At 40.0% G+C, this 21,670-nt stretch carries 21 protein-coding genes; 13 read left to right on the top strand and 8 right to left on the bottom strand.

Annotated features, from left to right (window positions below):
* Positions 1 to 1,512 carry a S8 family peptidase gene (locus tag BM202_RS26455; RefSeq protein ID WP_093831871.1) on the bottom strand — a complete coding sequence of 504 codons (1,512 nt, stop codon included), beginning with the start codon at positions 1,510 to 1,512 and terminating at the stop codon, positions 1 to 3.
* Between the two features lie 549 nt (positions 1,513 to 2,061).
* Here BM202_RS26455 and BM202_RS26450 point away from each other — a divergent pair.
* The 12 genes from BM202_RS26450 (at position 2,062) to BM202_RS26395 (ending at position 13,794) form a co-directional block, all read left to right on the top strand.
* On the top strand, positions 2,062 to 2,715 hold the full coding sequence (locus BM202_RS26450; RefSeq protein WP_093831869.1) for a recombinase family protein: 654 nt from the start codon (positions 2,062 to 2,064) through the stop codon (positions 2,713 to 2,715).
* 64 nt (positions 2,716 to 2,779) lie between these two features.
* The gene (locus tag BM202_RS26445; protein WP_093831867.1) at positions 2,780 to 3,862 is read left to right on the top strand and encodes a phosphoribosyltransferase-like protein; all 1,083 of its coding nucleotides are present in this window, start codon (positions 2,780 to 2,782) and stop codon (positions 3,860 to 3,862) included.
* Positions 3,863 to 3,873: 11 nt separating this feature from the next.
* Positions 3,874 to 4,713, top strand: a complete 840-nt coding sequence (locus tag BM202_RS26440; RefSeq protein ID WP_093831865.1) for an NADAR family protein — start codon at positions 3,874 to 3,876, stop codon at positions 4,711 to 4,713.
* Positions 4,714 to 4,862: 149 nt separating this feature from the next.
* The gene (locus BM202_RS26435; RefSeq protein ID WP_093831863.1) at positions 4,863 to 6,968 is read left to right on the top strand and encodes an AAA family ATPase; all 2,106 of its coding nucleotides are present in this window, start codon (positions 4,863 to 4,865) and stop codon (positions 6,966 to 6,968) included.
* 127 nt (positions 6,969 to 7,095) lie between these two features.
* Positions 7,096 to 7,434 carry a helix-turn-helix domain-containing protein gene (locus tag BM202_RS26430; protein WP_093831861.1) on the top strand — a complete coding sequence of 113 codons (339 nt, stop codon included), beginning with the start codon at positions 7,096 to 7,098 and terminating at the stop codon, positions 7,432 to 7,434.
* 5 nt (positions 7,435 to 7,439) lie between these two features.
* The gene (locus tag BM202_RS26425) at positions 7,440 to 8,405 is read left to right on the top strand and encodes a PD-(D/E)XK nuclease family protein (protein ID WP_093831859.1); all 966 of its coding nucleotides are present in this window, start codon (positions 7,440 to 7,442) and stop codon (positions 8,403 to 8,405) included.
* Positions 8,380 to 10,809 carry an argonaute/piwi family protein gene (locus tag BM202_RS26420; protein ID WP_093831857.1) on the top strand — a complete coding sequence of 810 codons (2,430 nt, stop codon included), beginning with the start codon at positions 8,380 to 8,382 and terminating at the stop codon, positions 10,807 to 10,809. Before BM202_RS26425 ends, BM202_RS26420 begins: the two co-directional genes overlap by 26 nt.
* 11 nt (positions 10,810 to 10,820) lie before the next feature.
* The gene (locus BM202_RS26415; protein ID WP_093831855.1) at positions 10,821 to 11,186 is read left to right on the top strand and encodes a hypothetical protein; all 366 of its coding nucleotides are present in this window, start codon (positions 10,821 to 10,823) and stop codon (positions 11,184 to 11,186) included.
* Entirely contained in the window at positions 11,187 to 12,320 is a 1,134-nt protein-coding gene (locus tag BM202_RS26410; RefSeq protein WP_093831853.1) for a hypothetical protein, read from the top strand.
* An 11-nt stretch (positions 12,321 to 12,331) separates the two neighbouring features.
* Positions 12,332 to 12,604 carry a hypothetical protein gene (locus BM202_RS26405; RefSeq protein ID WP_093831851.1) on the top strand — a complete coding sequence of 91 codons (273 nt, stop codon included), beginning with the start codon at positions 12,332 to 12,334 and terminating at the stop codon, positions 12,602 to 12,604.
* 3 nt (positions 12,605 to 12,607) lie between these two features.
* Entirely contained in the window at positions 12,608 to 12,934 is a 327-nt protein-coding gene (locus tag BM202_RS26400; protein WP_093831849.1) for a hypothetical protein, read from the top strand.
* 101 nt (positions 12,935 to 13,035) lie between these two features.
* Positions 13,036 to 13,794 (top strand): abortive infection family protein, encoded by a 759-nt coding sequence (locus tag BM202_RS26395; protein WP_093832053.1) that lies wholly within the window; start codon positions 13,036 to 13,038, stop codon positions 13,792 to 13,794.
* Between the two features lie 419 nt (positions 13,795 to 14,213).
* Here the strand turns inward: BM202_RS26395 and BM202_RS26390 are convergent, their stop codons facing one another.
* From BM202_RS26390 to BM202_RS26375, 5 genes are all read right to left on the bottom strand, one after another.
* A complete protein-coding gene (locus BM202_RS26390; protein WP_093831847.1) occupies positions 14,214 to 15,002 on the bottom strand; it encodes a hypothetical protein in 789 nt (262 codons plus the stop codon).
* A gap of 99 nt (positions 15,003 to 15,101) precedes the next feature.
* A complete protein-coding gene (locus BM202_RS26385; RefSeq protein WP_093831845.1) occupies positions 15,102 to 15,428 on the bottom strand; it encodes a hypothetical protein in 327 nt (108 codons plus the stop codon).
* 66 nt (positions 15,429 to 15,494) lie between these two features.
* Positions 15,495 to 17,171 carry a hypothetical protein gene (locus BM202_RS26380; protein ID WP_093831843.1) on the bottom strand — a complete coding sequence of 559 codons (1,677 nt, stop codon included), beginning with the start codon at positions 17,169 to 17,171 and terminating at the stop codon, positions 15,495 to 15,497.
* Between the two features lie 32 nt (positions 17,172 to 17,203).
* Complete coding sequence (locus BM202_RS36770) at positions 17,204 to 17,398, bottom strand: hypothetical protein (RefSeq protein WP_143100761.1); 195 nt, start codon at positions 17,396 to 17,398, stop codon at positions 17,204 to 17,206.
* Between the two features lie 11 nt (positions 17,399 to 17,409).
* Entirely contained in the window at positions 17,410 to 18,027 is a 618-nt protein-coding gene (locus tag BM202_RS26375) for a hypothetical protein (protein ID WP_093831841.1), read from the bottom strand.
* 112 nt (positions 18,028 to 18,139) lie between these two features.
* On the opposite strand from BM202_RS26375, the gene BM202_RS26370 reads away from it, so the two are divergent.
* Positions 18,140 to 18,325: a hypothetical protein gene (locus BM202_RS26370; RefSeq protein WP_093831839.1), complete on the top strand. Its 186-nt coding sequence runs from the start codon at positions 18,140 to 18,142 to the stop codon at positions 18,323 to 18,325.
* A 901-nt stretch (positions 18,326 to 19,226) separates the two neighbouring features.
* Here the strand turns inward: BM202_RS26370 and BM202_RS26365 are convergent.
* Both BM202_RS26365 and BM202_RS26360 read right to left on the bottom strand, forming a co-directional pair.
* Positions 19,227 to 19,715 carry a hypothetical protein gene (locus tag BM202_RS26365; protein ID WP_093831837.1) on the bottom strand — a complete coding sequence of 163 codons (489 nt, stop codon included), beginning with the start codon at positions 19,713 to 19,715 and terminating at the stop codon, positions 19,227 to 19,229.
* 187 nt (positions 19,716 to 19,902) lie between these two features.
* Positions 19,903 to 21,030 (bottom strand): replication initiation protein, encoded by a 1,128-nt coding sequence (locus BM202_RS26360; RefSeq protein WP_093831835.1) that lies wholly within the window; start codon positions 21,028 to 21,030, stop codon positions 19,903 to 19,905.
* Between the last annotated feature and the right edge of the window lie 640 nt (positions 21,031 to 21,670).

The raw sequence follows: 21,670 nt of genomic DNA, 5'->3' as shown, positions 1-21,670 counted from the left end.
TTAAGAAACGAATGAATGAAGCTGAGCTATTAATTGCTGAAGGTTTGGTCGATTGCCAATTCTTTGCGTACGTGGTTTAGGCGGATGCTGTTGAGGATAACCGCTGCCGGCCATATCCGGTATGAAATTAAAGCCAGGTGCATCCTGTTGAGGAGAGCCTGAGTTTCTTAACAGCTGTATGGCTTGTTGCGAAGTGAGTAGTGCACTTCCTCTTGCTTTTAATATACCCTGCAAACAAGCTAAAACACCGACAATTACTGGTGAGGCACTTGAAGTTCCACCAAACTGATCGGTATACCAGAGATCTTTATCATTTCCTCCTTGTAAGTCTCCATACCCTGTAGTAGTAACTTCCCAACCCCATCCCTGTACATCAACTCTGGCTCCAAAGTTTGAAAAAAAGCACCGGCCTCTATCCTGGTATGCGTCACCATAACCAGTATCATTCGTTCGGCCATGCGTACCTATGGGAGGTAATCCTGCTCCAACCAGGACAGCCCCTGATTGTCTATTTGTCATATTAAAGGGATTCCGCCAATCCGGTGGAAATGGTCCCCGATCATGATCATTGAGTGGGCGTATATTATATATCGCATTGTCAAGGTCCTGTCCCCCATTTCCGGCTGCTTCAACTACAATGATTCCTTTCTGCACAGCATATTGAATAGCGGCCAGATCGTCTGGCCACCATTCAATACCAATATAGCCAAACTGGTCGATGCCAAGATCACTTAATGGCCCACTTCGGTGGACTTCAATCAAAATAATATCACCTTTATTCAGTTTATCTGCGGCCATCCTAATAGCCTGCGAGGTATCAAATTCGTCTATGATTGAAATGGCGCTAACATTAGCCTCGGGACTAATGCCTACTATACCAAATCCATTATCATCACCACTACATACACCTAAAACGGCGGTACCATGATCATCATCATCAAAATTAGGTCCGGCTATTATACCCCCCTGATTTGAGCGCAAATCCTCGTGAGTAAAGCGCCAGGACCTTTCTATATCTATAATGTTTACTCCTGTTCCCTTTCCACCAGGTAAATTCCAAGCATTCTGAACATTAATGCCTATAGGTGAGCCATCCAAATAATTTTGACGATTTCTAAAATTTCCAGTAGCAACTGATAACGCTGAAAAATTGGTTGGTTGCATATTATTCAACCTCATTAGAGCAGGTACTGCAGGAGGCTTTATATAAGCAGCTTCAACCACATCCATTGCATTCAGCCGATTCTTTAGTTCGAACAGCCTTTCTTCTGGCCCGTCTACTTTATAATATTTATAGAGTTCTGAGTCAACGGTTGGTATAGCATTTAAATGTATTGCAGATTCATGGCTCGCACGATATCTTGCTATTGATTTCAACGCAATGCCTTGGCTTATAAAGTCATTGAGTAAATCAGGCGCAAAAATCATTTCAGCTGCGGTATCCCGAAAACTCTCTGATGTTATTACCTGACGTGTTTTAACAATTAGGCTATTTTTATTACTAAAAGGCATATTAAAACGCTTTACATCAAACTTTTAACAATCACCCCTAAAATAGACAAATGCTTTTTTGATAAAAAAGGGTGTTTTAACGGTTTTTTCGTATGTCGATACGAAAAATGTATCTGATCAATTTCTCCCAGCCTACTCCAGTTAAGACCCAGAAAAAGCGGGTTAAAATCCGTTGGTGAATTTTCAAACATCTGTGATGACACCAGCCATAGCCACCCGGCGCTTTTCAACTGTCACGTCACTGGGTATTATTGGAACGATGTTAAACGAGCTCTGCATATTGTTGTAGGTTTAAAGAAATGGCTAAAATAATTCCCCAAAAATGTACTTCCAGATATTTAAGCCGATAAGTAACTTATGTTGAGCCAATAGCCAACTTATTAGTTTTGTAACATTTTCACAACACACGTTGTGAAAATGTTACAAGTGCCCGATTTTTCCTATATTTGACCGTGGAACACTTGCAAAAGGAAATCTTATGGGAAAGGGAATAGAAATTTATAGTTTTTATCCCCTTTTCAACGCTTATCTATATACGTATAAAATCGAATGAAGTACGTTCCTTACTACCGAGTCTCGACAGCTAGCCAAGGCAAAAGTGGATTAGGGCTTTCGGCCCAGCAGGACATTGTTCAACGATTTCTAAAAGTGGGCGATGTCTTACTCGATGAGTTTGTTGAAGTCGAATCGGGAAAGCGAGCTGATCGACCTCAACTGGCCGCAGCCATCACTCATGCCAAACAGCATAAAGCGCGCTTACTTATTGCAAAGCTAGACCGACTCAGTCGGAATGTGTCTTTCATCTTCTCCTTGCGTAACTCAGAAGTCGACTTTGTGGCTTGTGATATTCCCGATGCCAACACCCTTACCGTAGGCATCATGGCTGTATTAGCTCAACATGAACGGGAGCTGATCAGTGAACGGACCCGAGCTGCCTTAGCCGCTAAGAAAGCTCAGGGACACAAGCTAGGTATGCCTAACATTACCCCCGAAGTGACTCATCGAGGTTTAGTCATCCGCCAGACTAATGCTGAGGATAATTTAGCTAATCGGCAAGCTGCGGAGTTGATTCGTCTATATCGCAAAGAGGGTTTAACATATAGGGCCATCGCTGATCGGTTGAATCAAATGGGCTACCGTACCCGACGTGGTCAGGCATTTTTGGCCATGAGTGTCAAACGATTAGATGGATGGCCTACGTAGCAATACCCAAGGTGAGTATGCATATTCTTCTGAATGCTTTGTCGCTTAAATAACCACATATAAAATGGAAGAGTTAATACAAAGTATCTACGAAACATTAGAAGATTATCGTGCGGATGAAGATTCAATAGAAGTTAGAATTACAAAAGATGGAATTCAGAGTTGGATTAATCAGTTTGATGAAGTTGATCGATTGATAATCCTCCAAGAATTGCAGCAAATATTTGTAAAAAGATACTGTTCAAAAAATAAGATGAAAGAATTCTTAAAATCTATTGTTGAAGAATTAACAAAGCATTTTAAATGCGATTCTCCCGTAGAATTTTTAAGAAATTCTACATTTTTGGATTTACAAGCCGAAGGGAAAAGCCAAAAGATAATGTTACAGCTTTTTAACGACTTTATATTTGAAACATATAATATGGAACTTACCGATTGTGGTACAGTGTCAAAGAAATATTCTATTTATATAGATGATATATTGTGTACAGGTAACACGTTAGTAAGGAATATAAAAGATTGGTCTGAAATAGAGTTTTCTGCGGGTAAAAGCAATAAACAAGCAGTGTCAGATAATTCTACTATTCTTGTAATTGCATATATGTTTATACATGTTAAAAATTATTACAAGAAGAAAGCAGAAATGAAACATAATATCTCTCAGGATATATCCAACAAGCACTGTATGTATTATGAATTAGATGTACATAATAATCCAGATTCAACTCTAGACATTATTTGGCCTCTTGAAGCTAACCAGCCTGAGATAGTTCACATTTATAAGAATAAAGTAATGCAACTAGTTGATGAATATACCAAAAGCAAGGGCTATGGTACTAGCGTGGATGAATTTTATCGTACAGTTGGAACCCCGAATAATGAATCTCTTTTCACGAATAGCGAAAATAGATCTACAGTTGAAAATGCATTTTTAAAAAAAGGAATAGAGATTTTAAATGCTTCTGCTGTAAATGTATCTAATATGCGTACTCTAGGTTTTTCGCTTCCATCACATAAAAATTTTGGATTTGGCACATTATGCTTTACTTGGAGAAATGTTCCTAATAATACCCCACTTGTTTTTTGGTATTTAGGTGGAGGTTTCATCCCTTTGTTTAAGGTTAAGCGTGGTAACAGTATTTTTTAACGTATACGATTATGGAGACGTCAAGAAAACACGAAGGTAAACTCTATTATGCAGATGAATGCTGTGTTTTTAGGAAGACAAAGGAACTATATGGAGGCCTATCAAATATGGCTTCCGGTTTCCCACTGATCGTGAACGGCGTTCATATTTTGTCATCAGAAGCCTTATATCAAGCTTGTAGATTCCCAGATCGTCTTGATATTCAAGAAAAGATTATAAAAGAAAGAAGTCCAATGACGGCTAAGATGATATCTAAGCCATTCAGAGAACATACAAGAGATGAATGGGATAGTATTCGAATAAAAATAATGCGTTGGTGCTTAAGAGTAAAACTAGCTCAGAATTTTATTGAGTTCGGTAGACTACTTGAAACAACACAGGATAAACCAATAGTTGAAGATAGTAAAAAAGACGATTTTTGGGGTGCGATACGCGACAAAGAAAATCCTAATATTCTTTATGGAGTTAATGCCCTTGGAAGGCTACTCATGGAATTAAGGCAATTTTATAACCAGAATCGTTACTCATACGAAATTTTTGTAGTAGAACCATTAAATATAGCTAATTTTGATTTGTATGGTCATCCTATTCTTAGAATAGATGAGAGACTTAAATTTTTATCATTTATTAAAAAACACTTATGCATTGACGAAAACAATAACAATATAAATATAAAGAACAATACTTCGGTAGTTAATAAAAAACAGGCTGAAGCAAAAGTCGAATTAAATACCATCAATGCTGTTAGTGAGAAGAGCAAAAAGCCTAAACCCAAAAAAAATACCAATACTAATATTAAAAATAAAAAGATAGCTACTAATAAAACACCTCAGCTCTTTAGTGATTATTAAATCACTTATTTCTTATCAATCACATAAATCGAAAAATATTTTTTTATTTAGTATTTTAATCGAGTTGATTTTACTTTTTACGTAAAGTTATCTTTTCAAGCTTTGAAAGGTCGCCTTATCTCTTTTGATGATTCTTTGCTACAAGACAAATGGAGAATAGAATTTTTAATGATATAGGTACGCTTGCTTTAGACTTTATTAACCACACAAGCAGGAATGTATTTTTAACTGGCGGAGCAGGAACTGGTAAAACTACGTTTCTCAAGTTTTTAAAAGGGAATACACATAAGAAAATGGCTATCGCAGCCCCTACGGGTGTAGCTGCCATTAATGCGGGTGGAACTACTATCCACACACTTTTTGGTTTACCATTGCGCCTACTGGATGATGCAGCTATAAAGAACATTCGCCTTACTGGGGATTCCAAATTGCTGTTACGTGAATTAGAGTTGCTGGTTATTGATGAAGTGTCAATGTTGCGCGCGGATGTGCTAGATGCCATGGACTATCTGCTTCAAGAGGTGCGACAGGTACAGCGGCCGTTGGGCGGTTTGCAAGTTGTTTTTATTGGCGATATGTTTCAGCTACCACCAGTTGAAAATCAGCAGGACGCTGAACTATTGCAGGGTTTGTATCCAAGCTTATATTTTACCGATGCCAAAGTGTGCCCCACTTTAGATATACTCATGCTGGAACTGACCGAAGTACATCGTCAGTCTGATCCTGTTTTCATTGATTTGTTAAACGCGATACGCAAGGGGAATCTATCAGGTAATGAACTGGATCAGCTTAATGGGATGTATTGTCAGGATTGGACTGAAAAGAATGCAATTATTTTAACAACACATAATCGCCATGCTTTACAGTTCAATGAACAGCAAATGAGCCGCTTGCCAGGCCTTGTTCACAGCTTTACAGCAGAAATCAGTGGTGAATTTTCAGATGATCGATTCCCCGTGGACAGGGTTCTTAATTTGAAGTTGGGTTGTCGAGTAATGATTATAAAAAATGATCATTCTGCCAACAGACAGTTCTTTAATGGCAAAATTGGTTTAGTTACCGCCATTAGTGATAATGAAATTGGCGTAAAGTTTGACGACAGTATAAGCGTTGTTTTGGAAAGAGAAACTTGGTCAAATGTTTCATATACAGTTCCTAGAGAAAGTTATATCCTGAAAGAAGAGATACTTGGGGTTTTCAGACAATTTCCTTTAAAGTTAGCCTGGTCGATCACTGTTCATAAAAGCCAAGGGCTAACTTTTGAAAAAGCAGTTATTGATGTGGCCGATGCATTTACTTCCGGGCAAGTTTATGTTGCTCTCAGCCGGATCAAATCCATTGAGGGTTTATTTCTCAAATCAAGAATTCCGTTATCGGCCATTATAAAACCGCCGGTAGTAGAATCAGTATTTCAGAGAGGGCAGGACATAACTGCATTAAACATGTTCCTTCTGGAAGGCAAGAAAGCTTATATAAAGAATTTGCTGTTGAATACATTTAATTGGCAATCTTTAAAGGTCGCCATTGAACAAAACATACTTCTTAATCCGACTTTTAAGAGTTTGCGAGAACCTTTAGAACGATTGGACAGATATGCTTCTAGTTTTTCCAAAGAGATTAGTAAACGGATTGTTGTAGAAGGACACCCAGACTGGCAAGCACTTGGCAGCCGTGTTGCTCAAGCTGAGGGCTACTTTATTAAGGAGATTAATGCGACTTGTATAGACCCGTTGAAGGATTTTGTAAAAAAGAATAAAGATGACTTTATATTTCGGGGAGAGGTTAATCTTGTGAAAAGCAAAATCCGGCTTTTTCAGAACAAAGCTCAAGGCATTATTTTAGCCAAAAAGGTAGTTGAGGGGATTGGCGAGAAAATTTCTTATGCTCCCATTGATACAGTTGAGGCCTATACAAAACAAGTCTTGATTGATAAGATTAAACAAGATCTGCCGCAACTCTCTGGCTCTGTGCCGACGGAAGCTCAAAGTCTACAATTTTTTCAAATGGGCAAATCGATTCCAGAGATTGCCGCAGCTAGGTCTTTAGGCATTCCCGCGATCGAATATCACCTCGCATCGTATTTACCGACAGGAGAAATAAATCTAGTTGACATAATACCCCAAAAAATACTCGATGAACTACTTCCACACTTAGACGAAATGCCATCCTCTTCGATTGCGCAGCTGCGTCCGATAGTAGGTGGTAGGCTCTCAATGGGTCAGCTACAAGCACTAAGCATTTATCTAAGAAGATAATACAAATAAACGTCTGATTATTAGACACATATAAGAATTTTGCTTTTTGCTTGCAAAACTTAGCAAAGAATACTAAATTTGCTTGCAAAACTTAGCAGTTGCGCAAACTAAGCTATAAAATTGACTGATGGAGAATTACGGTGGATACTTCAGGGCTTTGAGAGAATCAAAGCAGCTAACATTAAGGGAGGTAGAAAAAGTAACTGACGTTTCTAATGCTTACCTAAGCCAATTAGAGTCTGGAAAGATCAAACAGCCATCACCTCTGACGCTTCATAAATTGGCTACATTTTATGGAGTAAGCTATGAGATCTTAATGGAAAAAGTAGGTTACCCTATGCCCAAAAAACAAGAAAGGGAAGCAAAGACGGAGGTTAACGCTGCCCATCGTATCGGGGAAATTACAGAGGAAGAGGAGGTAGAGATTTTGAATTATTTGAAATTTATCAGATCTCGTAAAAAATAAAGAGCATGTTCACCCACACAGGATATAAGCTTTTTCAGCGGTGCGAGCTACAATGGTACCTTAAGCATATTGTCGCTGATGGACGGGTTAAGAATGACTCTTTTCGCAGAGAAGTTACGATTCTCTCCAAGCTCGACACTGTAGAAGCCTGGAGAGGGAAAATTGTTGATGAGGTTGTTAGTCGTCAATTGGTAAATACAATCAATAGAAAGCATCCTATTGATCGAGCTTATTTGTTAAAAGAGGCAGACCAGCTATTTGACAGTCAACTGGAATACGCAGCATTCCAAAAGTACCGGGAGCCGGGTAGAAAATTTACAGACAAAGATTTTGCCGCCTTGATCAATTATGAGTTCGGACTGGATTACAGCGAGGAAATTCTGGATAGTGCGCGAAACGACATTCACTTTGCACTAAACAATTTGCTGGACGATACCGAATTCATAACATATCTCCAATCAGCAACATTTCTGGCAAGTCAGCGGTCTTTGCATTATCAATTCAGTGGGTTGCCTGTTTCCTCAAAACCTGATCTTATTGTTTTCTTTGCTGATCGACCGCCACATATTATTGATTGGAAAGTGCATACCTACGGTATTCACACCTATGACGAGCAGTTAATAGCCTATGCAGTAGCACTCTACAAAGTAGCAACAACCCAGCCTCATAGTTATTTTCCTGCCAATCTCGGTACTTATTCAATCTATGATTATCGATTAACAGAATATCAACTATTGCACCCTGAGCGTATCCGAAGGGATTATGAGGTTACCAAGGACCGACTGGAAGAGCTTAACGATAAGATGTCAAAAGGCATTATTGACATGTACATGAAAGGTTGCCATAAAAAATATGGAGAAGTTGATCCCGAAAACTTTGAAACAACCTATTATGTAGAAAACTGTCACACCTGTTCACTCAAAACAATCTGTAAATCAAAAGACTATGCAAAGATACCAGCATCATATTGAGGAATACGAAACCGATGTTTTCTCTATAGAAAACCTGCATGAGTTATCAGCAAACTATGTTTTGTTTGAGATCAGCGGTCTGCACGATTCAGATGAAGACTATGACAACAACATTCAGTATATCATCAAGAAATTATCGTATGCATTGAAGCATCCGGCAACAGTTATCATTAGGGATAATCAACCTTTCTTAGTCGTCCGCGATGAAGCAGAAATAATTGATAAAGTGCCAGCAGAATTTCTGATAAAACGGGATAACATTGTCTATCTAAAACGAATTGATGAATCGTTCCCAATCGATTTCGTGAATTATAGAGCAGTTAGAGAAATCGTTATAAGATTTCTGCAATTTGATCTGCAAACCGAATTGAATAAGCTGTCGAACCTGTGGCAACCCGGTTCTGGTGATGCTTTTTTCAGTCAAGATCCATATAAAGTTAGGAATGGCGTTTCCATTTATAATGGGTTCTTTGCACGAGTAGTTGAATTACCAAGGGGTGGGTTCGGCTTCTCGATTGATGTAACCAAAAAATACGTGTCAGAAGGTCCTCTAAATGTTCATCTAACTAGACGTGATTTTGAACGATTAGGCGGATCAAGACCGCATTTCATCTATCAATACGGTAATCAAAAATACGAAATCAAGGCCGATCAGTTCAGTGATTTGAACGCAACACAATTTAAATTTCAGCGACCAGAGGACGGGGCTGTAGTCACATTATTGGAAGATGTGCGTTCAAAATTCGGCCAATCAATGCCACCTGAAGTAGCCAAATTACCGGATAATGCCTCCGTTTTACTTTATAAGACGAATGATAATCAAGAAAGGAGAGTTATAGCAGGCCTTTGCTACCAAGTTTTCGACACAGAGGACCCTAGAGTAAGCAAACTGCATAAACTATCTATTCTTGATCCATTTTATAGAAGAAGGCTTATCCGAGCCGCTTTTCAACGGTATTTTAAAAACATCTCGTTTGGGGGTATAAAACTAAAAATCAACCCAGAACCCCTTGAGGTGCCTAAGAAAAAATTTAGGAGTCCGGACTTACTCTTTGGAGATGATACATTATTAACTGTAAACCGTAACCTTCAGGATGCACAGGTAGTATCGATGAATGCACTAGGTAAAACTAGGAAAGCTTTATTGACCGATAAAGGATTCTACACTGTTGCTGCATTCGAAAAACAATATTTCGTTGTTCCGGAAACTGTGTTTAACATGTATGGTAACAAAGATTATTTCTTGTTGCACTTGATAAGTTTAGTTAATCGTATGCATCCCAGCGAAATTGGTTGGGATCCAGAGATTATTACCTATGATAATAGAAACAAGAAAGATTCAGTTGCTATTGGCTTTGAAATCCTGAAAAAAATCAAGGAACGAGTCAAGGATAAAAAAGGGGGTTATGCTTTGGTTATGCTACCATCTGATGTCGAGCGTGTCAAACGGCAACATGATAAATTAGCTGCTTTAGTAGTATCTGAATGCTTAGAGGAACACACGCTAACTGCGAGCATCATGCACAATGAGACGCTAGAAGAATGTTTTGCATACAGAAGTTCTAACGGTAAAAGCACGTATCATGTAAAACACGAACTGGAAAAAAAATATCAAGGATACTTGTTTGGTGTTGCTGTAAATCAAGTTCTGTTAAATAATGAGCGCTGGCCCTATGTTTTGCACTCCCCTTTAAATGCTGACTTGACAATAGGCATTGACGTCAAGAGACAAATTGCCGGCTTTACGTTTGTGGATAAATACTCTAAAAACATATTAACCCGGTTTGAAAAATCAAAAAACAAAGAGAGACTGAGTACAAGCCTAATGATCAAGATGCTTGTGCAATACATCACGCACTTGAAAAAACATCTTGATTATCCGATTGAGCAACTTGTCTTTCATCGCGATGGCAGACTTTTCCAGCCAGAAAAGGATGGGATTATGCAGGCTATAGAAATTCTGAAAGAAAAGAAGGTGATATCAGCAAACTGCTCTGTCAATATTGTGGAAATACCCAAGCACTCAATTGTTCCATTCCGACTCTTTGAGGTTACTAAAAAATTTGACATTAATACGGTAAGGGATGACAATGGAGATGTGTTGAATCCACAAATAGGGTCTTATGTAATGATTAATAAACGGGAGGCTTTTTTATGTACAACTGGGCGGGAGTTCCGGCATCAGGGAACTTCAATACCCTTATACATCAAATATAATTCAGGCGAGATGGATTTTGAAAAGGTTTTACAAGATCTGTATTTTCTGTCCTGTTTAGCTTATACAAAGCCTGACGATTGTTCGCGATTTCCAATTACTATAAAAATTACCGATCGCAGGATTAATACCCTAGGCGAAGAATTTGACTTAGATTCCTTAGATATTCTCAGATCAGTTGATTTTTAAACCTTAAGACTATGAGCAGCATTGGATTAAATACCAACACCTTTCGAATCACGGGTAAATACCTTGATTTATTAAATGACTTCGTTGTAAAGGCAAGAATTAATCAGGAAATTGAGGAGGGGCAAAAAGATCTTTTAGTTGGGTTTATCAACCAATTAAAAGATGAAAATAATCATCAACCGCAATTTCTAGTCTTATCAAATATTATTGAAAGGGAACTTCGATCAACAAATGAAAACTATAGACATTATCTGGAATCAATTATGACAGAAATTGAGGAAAACAACATAAATGCCTTTCTGCCCAAGATCGAATTTCTTACTGATATCTTGGATATGGAGAATAGCGAAGCTTTATTAAAAATTATGGGCGAATAGATGGTAAGATATATTGACGGCGCAATAAGAGAAGCAATTGGGAAAGGAAGAGCGTTGATGATTAAAATCCCCGGAGCAAGGACATTAGGCATACATTTTGCGTCGCTTGCGAATTTTGCGAACACAGAGATTGGTGTCATAATCGATGCGCTTGACCTCCTTTTAGTGGATTCAGATTACAGTGATCCTAAAAATCTTAAATCGAAGTTCTCAAAATTTAAGAAACTGTCGGGTGTGCTTTCGAGTATAGAGAATGTCGTCATTGCAGCAATGAGCCGAAAAACCGATGATGATGACTTTGTAAATAAACTCGTTCACGAAATATGTAAGGAAATAAATTATCCTTTACCTCCTCCAGTAGCATCGTGTTTATCCCAAAAATATTATCACATTTATTCCGATTATGGCTTAATCTGCATTCCTCTTTTGGAATCAGAGTTTGTATTACATATTCCAGACCTTTATCATGAACTAGGGCATCCACTTATTGAGCGTGATAATCCCAAGATAGAAGCTTTTAAAAATAACTTAGCCTACTTTATGTTGGAAGTTAGAAAGCATTTTGAGGATGAGATAAAAAGGAGAGAAATTAATAAATTAGGAATAAGTGAAAAAGATCCAATTTATACCTATAAAGATTCTTGGTTAGAAAAATGGGCAGAGGAGTTCTTTTGTGATTTATTTGCGACATATACATTAGGCCCCGCTTATTTATGGTCTAACTTACACATGTGTGTAGAAATGTCTTGGGAGGTTTATAAAACGCCAACGCAGGTAATCACTACTCATCCTGCTAGCGATGCGCGAATGCGGTGTTGTCTGTTAGCTTTAGAAATACTTGGTTTTAAACAAGAAGCTACTGATATTAGAGAAAAGTGGGATGAGTTTGTGAAAATTATTGGGCAAAAACGTACCGATGATTATAGTATAGCTTTTCCTGAAAAAATCTTAAAAAGAGCCGCAGAATATTGCTACATAGGTATACAACAAATTGGTTGTCAACTAGCAACAAGCAGCACAAATGATAAGGTTAATAAACTTTTGAATCAAGCTTGGAAGCAGTTTTGGATTGATCCTCAAAATTTTATTAACTGGGAGCGACAAGCAGTGATTGATTTTAAACGAACCTTGTAACGACATTTCATATGGATAAGATACTTGAAGATAAAAAAAGAATAATCCTTGAGTTTTTTGAGACACAAGATCAGGATTATTGGAAGACACTAGAAGAAATTACGAACTCTACTAAAATAGATTCAGCTTCGGTTGCAGCAATTGTGACTTCATCAGGAGATTTTGTGCGTTCGTCATACCGAGTAAAACAAGGCGAACCATTGTATACTTCGCGAGAACTATTTCGGGATAAAGCTCCACTTGTTGATAAAGTAATAGGTGCATTTAAAAATAGAATTGATTAAATTATGCAAGTTCCACACTCTGTTTATTTATGCTTACTCGGCGGTGCAACCCTTCAACTGTTAAATTTAATTGATGCGCTCTCTGCTCCACCTGATAGACGCCCAGATTTTAGATCCGTAGCATATTATTTAGCTATTGTATTCAATCTAGCCTTGAGTGCGATATTGGGTTATGTCTATTTTGATGAAACGACCCAGAAACTCAATAAAATGGTTTACTTCCATGTAGGCCTTTCTGCTCCTCTAATCTTGAGGTCACTTGCAACAACAATTCCTGAGATTGTAAGGAAATCTAATCCTGAAATTGTAAAAAAAACTAGTGAAGATTAGTAGTATGGACATAAAGACATCATGTCTATTTTAGTGGGTTAGGTATGGGTTTCATAGCCTTGGGAAGCTTGCTCGGTTTGTTTGATTATGTCCATAATGCTATGAACTCGAAAGAACTGTATGACAAAGTTGAGTACGTACAAAATATGCTTATATCGCGGGCAACCGGTGGGCATGCGGCTGACTCTGACTATAGGAATATAAGAAATGAATTGTCAACTAATCAATTGATAAACAGGTTTTTACCTTCTTACTTAAATACAAACAGGTCATTAGGGCAATTTTGGCAGTTTATTAAGAATAAATTTGGGTCGTACGAAGAAAGGCGAAACTTCATCTGGGACAGTTTCAAACCTGTTTTAGAGCTATTGGAAAGAAACTCAAATGCGCTTATTAGCCCAAATGACGAATCTGTTAGTAGTACGCTCAACGATTTCAATGCTGAATACGTAAACCTACAATGGCAAAAAGCATTACAAAGACGGTTCGATGATCCAGAAGCGGCAATTACTTCATCAAGAACTCTAATAGAGTCAGTTTGCAAGCATATACTTGACAAACAAAGCGTTGAATATGACAATGAGGCAGACTTATCTAAATTGTATGATAAAGCCGCTGAGAGTCTGAACTTAGCACCTAGCCAACATACTGAATCTATTTTTAAACAAATATTGGGGGGATGTAAATCAGTTGTAATTGGGCTTGGATCTATTAGGAATAAATTAAGTGATTCTCATGGAAAAGGTAGCATACAGGCAAAACCATCAGCAAGACATGCTGAACTAGCTGTTAACTTAGCTGGTAGTATGGCAAGCTTTTTAATTCAAACTTATAAAGCTAAAGCTGACGAGAAAGAATAGCCTGATTTAGCTTAGCTATCACTTCCATTGACTCGTGGCTGCCAGACTTATTAATCTGGTCTGCCCAACTCCTCCGATTTTTCAACGAAGCGTATTTGATATATTTTGATTGTTCTCAGCTCATTGGAGGAATATTTTAAAGCCCAATAGTACATAAAAAGCAAGAAATGGTCAAAAGTAATGAACTACCAAACTGAACGGGATTATTGAACGCAAAAAGAGCCGTTTTTAGCCCCTTCCTTCCTCCCAGACCACCGTTCAGAAAAACCTCAGATTAATAAACATAGGTCTCGTCGATTTTATCTTTAATAGAGTTAGATACGGGGATCAAATCACGACTAAGCCGTTGGGCGTTCGGAAATTTGCCCTGTATGTTTGATTATGCCCTACGTTAATGGAGTGTAGTGATTAATAAGTTCTTAGCCTGGCGGATTCGCTGAATCCTGAGAAGTCTCCCTGTTAGGAGCGAAAAATTCTTCGGGACGGGGAGACAAGGTCAGGCTTATTGATTGCTGCCAGGGTAAATGCATGAGGTGATACCCGACAAACCCAGCCACCAACAGACAGCATAAACCTGTAGTACAGTAGTAGAAAAAGATTAGTAAAGACCCAAGCAAATCAATCAGTGATTTATAGGGTATAAAGGTCGAGCCTGGTAATAAATCTACTACATCAGTACCACCGACTACGCCCCGTAACGGACTGCTTCCCGGTAGATAATGGGTTTGGTTAGAGGGTACAGACATTACATCGGACGGCTGAGCAAGCTCTTCGGGTAGCGATTTATGCAGCAAATGGCATACCGAAAGTCGGGAGGCATACTGGTTGGCTTTTTGGGGTTGTTGCCGAATGAGTGTTATCCCGTACAGTATAAGCCGGTTGAGATCGTCCTGGCTTAAGCATTTAGCGACGTAGGTAAAACTTTCTTTAGGCAAATCGAATAACCCCTTAAACTGATATTTATCCTTTCTGGAGAGCTTAATGTGATTTGGAAAAATCGTTGCTGAAACTAGATCAGACTCGGTAGTAAGGGTACTACCTGAAGGAGAATACAGATAAGAGGCAGCAGCCTTACTGTATCGAAATGGTTTATAGGCAACTGAGTTAGCCGCATGGTGATCCGCTTTTTCAGATGGATTTGACATATAGCCCATGTAGCCAAGAAAACCCAGGGTTCCGGCGCAAAAAAGGAAAAGCAATGTTTTCATAAAGGTCTTTTATTCAGCATTATGCTGTTTTATGAGGTGGTACGTTGACAACTGGGGTACGAGTAGACAGCAGGGCTTTAGTAAGCAGCTGCTGGTAAATCATGTAGGTTTACCCCTGGGTAGCCAAAAACAAGGCAAGGATTCTTCACCACGTACCCAGATCTGAACCCCATCACTCAGCCGTTCAACAACCGTAAGCGGCTTAAATTCAGGTTTATCATGTAATTCAAGGGCGTACCCCTGGGAATCACTAATCAGCTTGTGACGAATTTTTCGAACCGTTTTAATGAGCATGACCGAAAGCACACCATCATACGTCTGGGGCCGTCGGTTGCGGCTTCGACTGATTGTGACCAAGAATTGTCCTGGACGAGGCTGCTCATCATCAGGATGGAGATAATAGGTTATCTTTTTGAGCGCTTCCATAACTAGCGAATTTTAACGACTGTATTCGGCCTACGGACAATAGGTCCGAAGGTGGTGCGAATGTGTTTAGGACTGAGCCATCTTACCGGCAGATATCTTATCGAGCTGCTCTAATTCAAATCGACCGAAATACACGTCTCCTCCTTCAGCAATCGTTGCAATTTGTTGGCCGTTCAGGCCCAGCGATCGACAGAAAGCAAGCGATTCATCGCTATGGGTTTGATCCGACCAGTCGAGTACTTTTCCGCTCTCCAGCACGTATTCAACCGTGCGGGCTAAATGAAACATACCAACAGCGTGTGAGGCCAGTGATTTAGGGCAGTTCAATGAGAAATAAAGTCGAAAGGCTGCACTGTAGAGTACGTCGCCAGTAACTGTTGTATAATTCTTATGGGAATTGATCAGGCTAATCAGTCGCTTTACCTGAAAAACGCTACCCCCTGTTGAGCATATCTGAATAGATACCCGGTCTGGACTGACCCGGTTGAGCGGAATTCGCTGGGCATAATCCGCTAGAAACTCACTGTATTTAGCTTCCAAGCCTTTATAGGTTTCCTCATCGATGATCGCAATGCTAAAAAAGTAAGCCTTCGAAGCCGGAGGTATTATAGGTTGGGATGAAGGTGTCGACTTGTATGACACCTCCGGAGCGAAGTAGCGGGTCTGCAGCCGATCGACTAAAAACTGACGATGGCGAGTAATGGCAACCGCTGGATTAGCCGTGTAGGATTGGTAATAATAAGGTCCATAAACCGTTTCGACGCGTGTACGGCAGGTCTGGCAGTACGTTGTCATCTCGTTTACCGGTCGTTTACGCTCGACTAGCGACCGGCCAAAACACTCGGGGCATAGCTTAACCTCACGGGTAGGTAATGAAGTAAGTAATTCAGAATCCGTTAATTTAAGCCGATCTAAATACTGATTTCGGGAATATGTATTTAACTGATTATTGGAAACAATCTCATCCATGGGAACTTCGTCTGTTAAATGATCCCGATGGGTTATTTCCCCTGATAAATCGTAAATAGAATACTCATTTGCTTCAGATACTGGTTCTGCAGTTGCCTTCTGAAGCAATGAAGTAAAATTTTGATTAGCCAGGATTAGAGAATCCCAGTCTACAGAATTACCCTTATTCTGCTCATTGAAAGCGACCTCAATGCAGTCGGCTATGGATGTAAGCGCTGATTCGTAGCTAGCATCAATAGTATTCGTTGACAAATCAACGGCTAAATCTACCTGATCGTCATTTTGCGAGCGGGTATCCAACTCAGTCAGCATTTGGTCCAGCTCAGGTGAATCAGATACAAGCCATCGGTTTAATACCAGGTACGCGTAACGACTTAAGGTATAATTGAATTGATGGGCCGGTATGGCCCGCCTGCCATCGTTTTCAAAATAGCGTTGAACGGTTGGTTTCGCTTTGGCTATCATTGATTTCAGGTGGTCAATACACTCGTTCTCATCATAGGCCAGTTGGGTTAGGTCAACCAGAAACTGCGCTACCTGATAGCGTAGTAAGAAAGCGTTTGCCGGATCGTATTCTGTTTGGTTTTCGAGCGTTCTGCGTTTGGACTTCAGAAAATTGCCTACGTTCCAAGCCGAGTGCTTAACCTCAACCGGCGAAGTCGACGAAAGAAATAGCCCTTCGTTGATAAATCGATTTATTACTGTATCAGCCCTGTTTAACTGCCGTTCCGTGAACTGCTTCAACACATCAAATTTTTCCTGTAGAGAATCCATAGTCGTCGGATCTAGTGGTCAAACGACCCTGGTTAAAAAGTCAAGTGAATCCGGTAAAGCGTCTGAACAGGGCGTTTAGCAGGTGGGGCAGGATGCTGCTTGGCACACACATGGACAATAAAATGCGCAATGCTTACCCCCCCGAGCAGGCAAAACAGAACGATGGCAACCAATCTAAAAAGCCAGACCCGGTAAGGCCGGTTTTGGGTAAGTGAGCTGGATTTCATTATATAGCTAGTTAAGTGGTAATACGGGCTGATATAGGCGTAGATAGGTTTGTTTCCAGCACTTGGAAGAGCCAGGCCAATCGATTATCCTGACGAGTCAGTAAATTGATCAGGCGGCTGCCCGATAGTAGGTGTATCGAGCAGGCACAGCTAAGGTGTACCGTGTGGCAGCGGTTGGTCACCCCCAGATGGATAAAAAGACCACCGACTTGATTGAGCTGACACAGGTGGCCGAACTCGTTGGCCCAGGTAGGGTTTTTGCGGAGGGAACCTTGGCAACAGGCAACCAGCATCCGTTCCCCATTAGTCCCTTTTAGGGCAAAAACAGTGAAGGCTAATTTGTCAGTAGCTAGCTCAACCTGTAGATCGTCGGTAACCAAACGGCGAAAGCCAAGCTTGACAATTTCAACGAAAATGGGATAGTCTACCTGTTTTAAAAACCTCAGACGCCGGGCTTTCAGGTTAGGTTTAGCCAGGGTCAGGAAATCAGAGTAAGCCGCTGAGCTGGCAAATTGCAAACTCCTGGGGTTTTTGGTCAAATCGGGTTCGAAGCCAAACCAGACCCAAAGTAACCATATCCCCAGCAGAAGTAGCAGTATACCGATAAGCCAGTGTTGAGCCAGTTCCATTATCTAAAATTCATTTCTTTTGTGACTATTAAAATAAATTTTAAATATTCTTACATCCTAATATTTTGTCGTTTTTAACGCCATAATTTTCAGAAACCGGCCGACTCATATTATGACTACTGGCTCAGAATTCATTCCGGCACTCCCTAGGGTACGTCTGCAGTTGACCATATATTTTGCGTATCAGGGCCAGCAACGGCCTGATTATGCGGCCTATACGACTACCTTCGAAGCGGTCAAAGCGGGTAAACGAACCGCCACCTTACGGAAGAAAGAATGGTATAAAAAAACACCCTAGCATTATCAGGCGCTCTTAAGGCTTCAGCCGGGGAAATTACTGGTAATCTGGTCGGGGAAAGTGGTAGGTCAGGGCGAGCGCCTTATAGTTAAGGTGTTACAAAAGCCTGTAGAGTTAGTCGGCAGTCTAACAGATGATAGGTTAGAAGACCTGTCACAATGTGAAGGATGGACAGTGGATTACCTTAAGCACAATGGATACCAGCAGCTCCAGGGTTGCATTCAACTGCGATATACAGTCATGAAAGTCTAAAATTGTTGGGTCGCAAAAAAAAGCAGGATAATACTATCATCCTGCTTTCTGATTCTATCCACACCATATCCGCCAACGCAAACCAGCGGTTTAACGTCTGGCAGATTAAGTGATTAAAAGTACTATTAATTCGATTAAATTAGTTTAATTTAAATGAAATTTAAATTATATTTTAGGTCCGATCAAATTGCTATCGCACAAATCAAAGTCTAATTTTTAGGGATGTAGTTGCATTTATGACCGGGCCACCACAGGCCAAGCCGAGCGCAACTCCGAGGCGGTCCGCTCAGATGGCCCCGGCCCTCTCCGAAGAACTACCCAAGGATCAAGAAAAAGAATAGAGCAATGGCCAATACCAGTACTAACCATGAACCCATACTGGACGAACTTTTAGAACGAGGAGTTGAGGGCCTCCTGTAAGCAGCTGATTTGGTCGACCTGGCCATCGAGCGTTGACCTGCTTTCGTTAGGGCCTTGCCTATCTTAAAAGAATTGATCAGAACCGTTCCCATGATCTTGGCTCCGCCATCAAACCCTTTGCCTGGTGATAAAGGGGATCGGGGTCTTCTCCTGGCCATAATGAATTGTCTGTTCTGTAGCGGTTCCTTTTTTAGACACCCTTCTTTGCTACCCCGTGCAGTCTGGTTATTTATTGGTTGGGGGATACGCGGGCAAATAAAGCAGGCCGTAAACAGGTTAACGCCCAAGCAAGCACCAACACATAGCGTTCATGTTGATTCAAATCAGTGTTAGAACTATCACTCACTGATAACATCAGCCACATCAGCATGACCCCACTGATCAAAAACGGTCCGTAGCTACTGGGCAGATAATTAATCATGATAGATAAGCGCGTCAGTACCAGCCAGGCTACCCAGAAATTAGCGCATACCATTGCATAAAGGGCGCTAGTATATAGAGCAGCTCCTAATAGATTATCTGGCAGTACATTGGCTACCAGGTACATAATTCCCCAGGCGGTAGCTAAGATGATAACCATCAGACAGGCGGCTAAAAAAGAAACAATCCGCTTCCTGGCCACTTCTGGAAATTCATAATAGCGGTCAGATTGACTTAAAGTGGAGGTAATAAATTGACAGAGTTGTTTGAATAGAAAGGTTTCTTCAGAGGGCTTCATGATACGTGAAAGTAAGATGCGTTTGACTAAGTTAAATAAATAACAACGTTCGCCAAATCGCCCTTTCAAAAGTAATCAAACGGCCAGCTTACATACTATTGTTAATCAGAATCTTACCAATATTCAATTGAGTTTTACTGCTCTGGCGGCCAGGCCGAAACTTGTTAGCGACCTGATAATGGGTCCATTATTTGACCCTTCCTGTGGGTTGAGCGTCGTACACCAACTCTTTGGATTTTCTGCCTTTATCCTTAAAATGAAAGACCGCTTCAGCCATGTACGCATCTGGATTGTTAACGTTGCCCGTCTGCACATATAAATTAGCCCGTAGAAAAGACATTAACTTCTCTCCGCCAGCGAGAATCTGATTCTTCTGGTCTTGAGTCAAACTGGAATAGTAAGAAAGTTCGCGGGCAACGTAGTCCGCAGCGGCTGTGGGTTCCATTCCGAGAATAAAATCAAGTTGCTGCGCAATATCCTCTTTGCTAACAACTTCTTCCGGCTCGGTTAACGTTGATGTGTAGCTGATTGAAAATTCCAGGCCAATAATGGCTCGACCCTGCAATTTTGTTTTCACCTTGACTTTGTAGTCCGTCATTGCATTAATTTGCGCTAGAGCCGGATCAATTACGTTCTGACGAAGATGGGCGAAGTTCTTGTATTTGTCCTCTGCGCGAACAATCCGACGGAATTCATCAATGCTTATTCGCCAAACTTTTGTTTTACGGAATCGAGCGATATATGGATAAATAACCTGGGCATAGTCTGATGTTAAGGCGAGTGCCAGTTCAAGTTGGTAGGTGGAAAAACCACGGCTCAAATCTAGAAATAACGGTATCACCTTATGGTACATGGTTAACATAATCGTCCCTTTATTGCGTTGATACTCCGTTTCCGGAAAGATTACAACGCTTTTGTAGGTTTGATTATCATGATCAGTCCAGCTTATGTCTCGCATACGTATTTTATCAACCAGCGCTTTGATTGAGGCGTTTGTGTGACCATTAATGATTTCTGAATAATGAAACTGAAAACGTAACTCCGTCCATGGCTGAATTTGCTCACGCTCAATTTTTTGAAGATTTTTCAGCTCACGCAGTACCAGAATATAAAGCCTACGTTCCAGCAGAGAGAAATTTTTGGTAATTTCCAGTAACAGTAATGGCTCCCGAATCAACGTATTGGAGGAGTGTGGTACAGTTGCGGGAGTAGGTTTACCAGGTTTAGGGTAAGAAGAAACTGTAGTTGAAACAAAGTCTAAAGTTAACTGAGTACCACGCTCCTGAACTGCCGGGTCCTGTGAAATCTTAGCCATCTGCTTAACGCTGTGTAACTTGACTTTACTAATCGGGACAAATCTACTGAAAATTGTAAGGCAACCCAAAAAAAGTACTTACATTAATATTATAATTTATTAAATGATATATAAATAAAAGTTCACACGCTTTATATAAAATAACGGTTAAAGGCTCGGCAACGTGAAACGCATCCTACCATGCATAAAGGCTTGATTAGCTATATTTTGAATGACTATAATTTCTTACAATAGAATTTAAAAAAATATTTATTTTACTGTATATCAAACTATTGAACATTTTTTTTTAGAAATTTCATTTAATTATTGCCGTACATCGCTTCATTTCGCTTGTCTTTCCACTTAATGCCCTGAATTTCTGCGTATTTAAAACGACTATAATTCCTTACAATAGACTACTATATGACCTTACAATAGAACCATAATCGTTTGATAAACAGACGATTGATTATTACCTATTGGGAAACTAAAGCCTTGAAATTTGTAGATCAGTGGCGGCTATATAGACTCGGCTAACTCATAAAGTTCTTATCAAGCTATGATTATAATTCCTTACAGTAAGGGTAGTATATATCTGATAATTAAATAGTTAGGCTACATTATGGAAGTAATTACATTGTCATCCTTGCAGAGTAACGCT

It is taken from the genome of Spirosoma endophyticum, from assembly GCF_900112365.1.
GTDB classification, from domain to species: domain Bacteria; phylum Bacteroidota; class Bacteroidia; order Cytophagales; family Spirosomataceae; genus Spirosoma; species Spirosoma endophyticum.
Note: the sequence above shows the minus strand (reverse complement) of the source record. Positions and strands in the feature narration are given on the sequence as shown.

Bases quoted from the DNA above. Each gene is read 5' to 3' on its own strand.
- BM202_RS26395 (WP_093832053.1), top strand. From the start codon at position 13,036: ATGAACTCGAAAGAACTGTATGACAAAGTTGAGTACGTACAAAATATG.
- BM202_RS26450 (WP_093831869.1), top strand. From the start codon at position 2,062: ATGAAGTACGTTCCTTACTACCGAGTCTCGACAGCTAGCCAAGGCAAA.
- BM202_RS26360 (WP_093831835.1), bottom strand. From the start codon at position 21,030: ATGGCTAAGATTTCACAGGACCCGGCAGTTCAGGAGCGTGGTACTCAG.
- BM202_RS26380 (WP_093831843.1), bottom strand. From the start codon at position 17,171: ATGGATTCTCTACAGGAAAAATTTGATGTGTTGAAGCAGTTCACGGAA.
- BM202_RS26405 (WP_093831851.1), top strand. From the start codon at position 12,332: ATGGATAAGATACTTGAAGATAAAAAAAGAATAATCCTTGAGTTTTTT.
- BM202_RS26430 (WP_093831861.1), top strand. From the start codon at position 7,096: ATGGAGAATTACGGTGGATACTTCAGGGCTTTGAGAGAATCAAAGCAG.
- BM202_RS26440 (WP_093831865.1), top strand. From the start codon at position 3,874: ATGGAGACGTCAAGAAAACACGAAGGTAAACTCTATTATGCAGATGAA.
- BM202_RS26410 (WP_093831853.1), top strand. From the start codon at position 11,187: ATGGTAAGATATATTGACGGCGCAATAAGAGAAGCAATTGGGAAAGGA.
- BM202_RS26435 (WP_093831863.1), top strand. From the start codon at position 4,863: ATGGAGAATAGAATTTTTAATGATATAGGTACGCTTGCTTTAGACTTT.
- BM202_RS26365 (WP_093831837.1), bottom strand. From the start codon at position 19,715: ATGAAGCCCTCTGAAGAAACCTTTCTATTCAAACAACTCTGTCAATTT.
- BM202_RS26415 (WP_093831855.1), top strand. From the start codon at position 10,821: ATGAGCAGCATTGGATTAAATACCAACACCTTTCGAATCACGGGTAAA.
- BM202_RS26455 (WP_093831871.1), bottom strand. From the start codon at position 1,512: ATGCCTTTTAGTAATAAAAATAGCCTAATTGTTAAAACACGTCAGGTA.
- BM202_RS26385 (WP_093831845.1), bottom strand. From the start codon at position 15,428: ATGGAAGCGCTCAAAAAGATAACCTATTATCTCCATCCTGATGATGAG.
- BM202_RS26400 (WP_093831849.1), top strand. From the start codon at position 12,608: ATGCAAGTTCCACACTCTGTTTATTTATGCTTACTCGGCGGTGCAACC.
- BM202_RS26370 (WP_093831839.1), top strand. From the start codon at position 18,140: ATGACTACTGGCTCAGAATTCATTCCGGCACTCCCTAGGGTACGTCTG.
- BM202_RS26420 (WP_093831857.1), top strand. From the start codon at position 8,380: ATGCAAAGATACCAGCATCATATTGAGGAATACGAAACCGATGTTTTC.
- BM202_RS26425 (WP_093831859.1), top strand. From the start codon at position 7,440: ATGTTCACCCACACAGGATATAAGCTTTTTCAGCGGTGCGAGCTACAA.
- BM202_RS36770 (WP_143100761.1), bottom strand. From the start codon at position 17,398: ATGAAATCCAGCTCACTTACCCAAAACCGGCCTTACCGGGTCTGGCTT.
- BM202_RS26445 (WP_093831867.1), top strand. From the start codon at position 2,780: ATGGAAGAGTTAATACAAAGTATCTACGAAACATTAGAAGATTATCGT.
- BM202_RS26390 (WP_093831847.1), bottom strand. From the start codon at position 15,002: ATGAAAACATTGCTTTTCCTTTTTTGCGCCGGAACCCTGGGTTTTCTT.
- BM202_RS26375 (WP_093831841.1), bottom strand. From the start codon at position 18,027: ATGGAACTGGCTCAACACTGGCTTATCGGTATACTGCTACTTCTGCTG.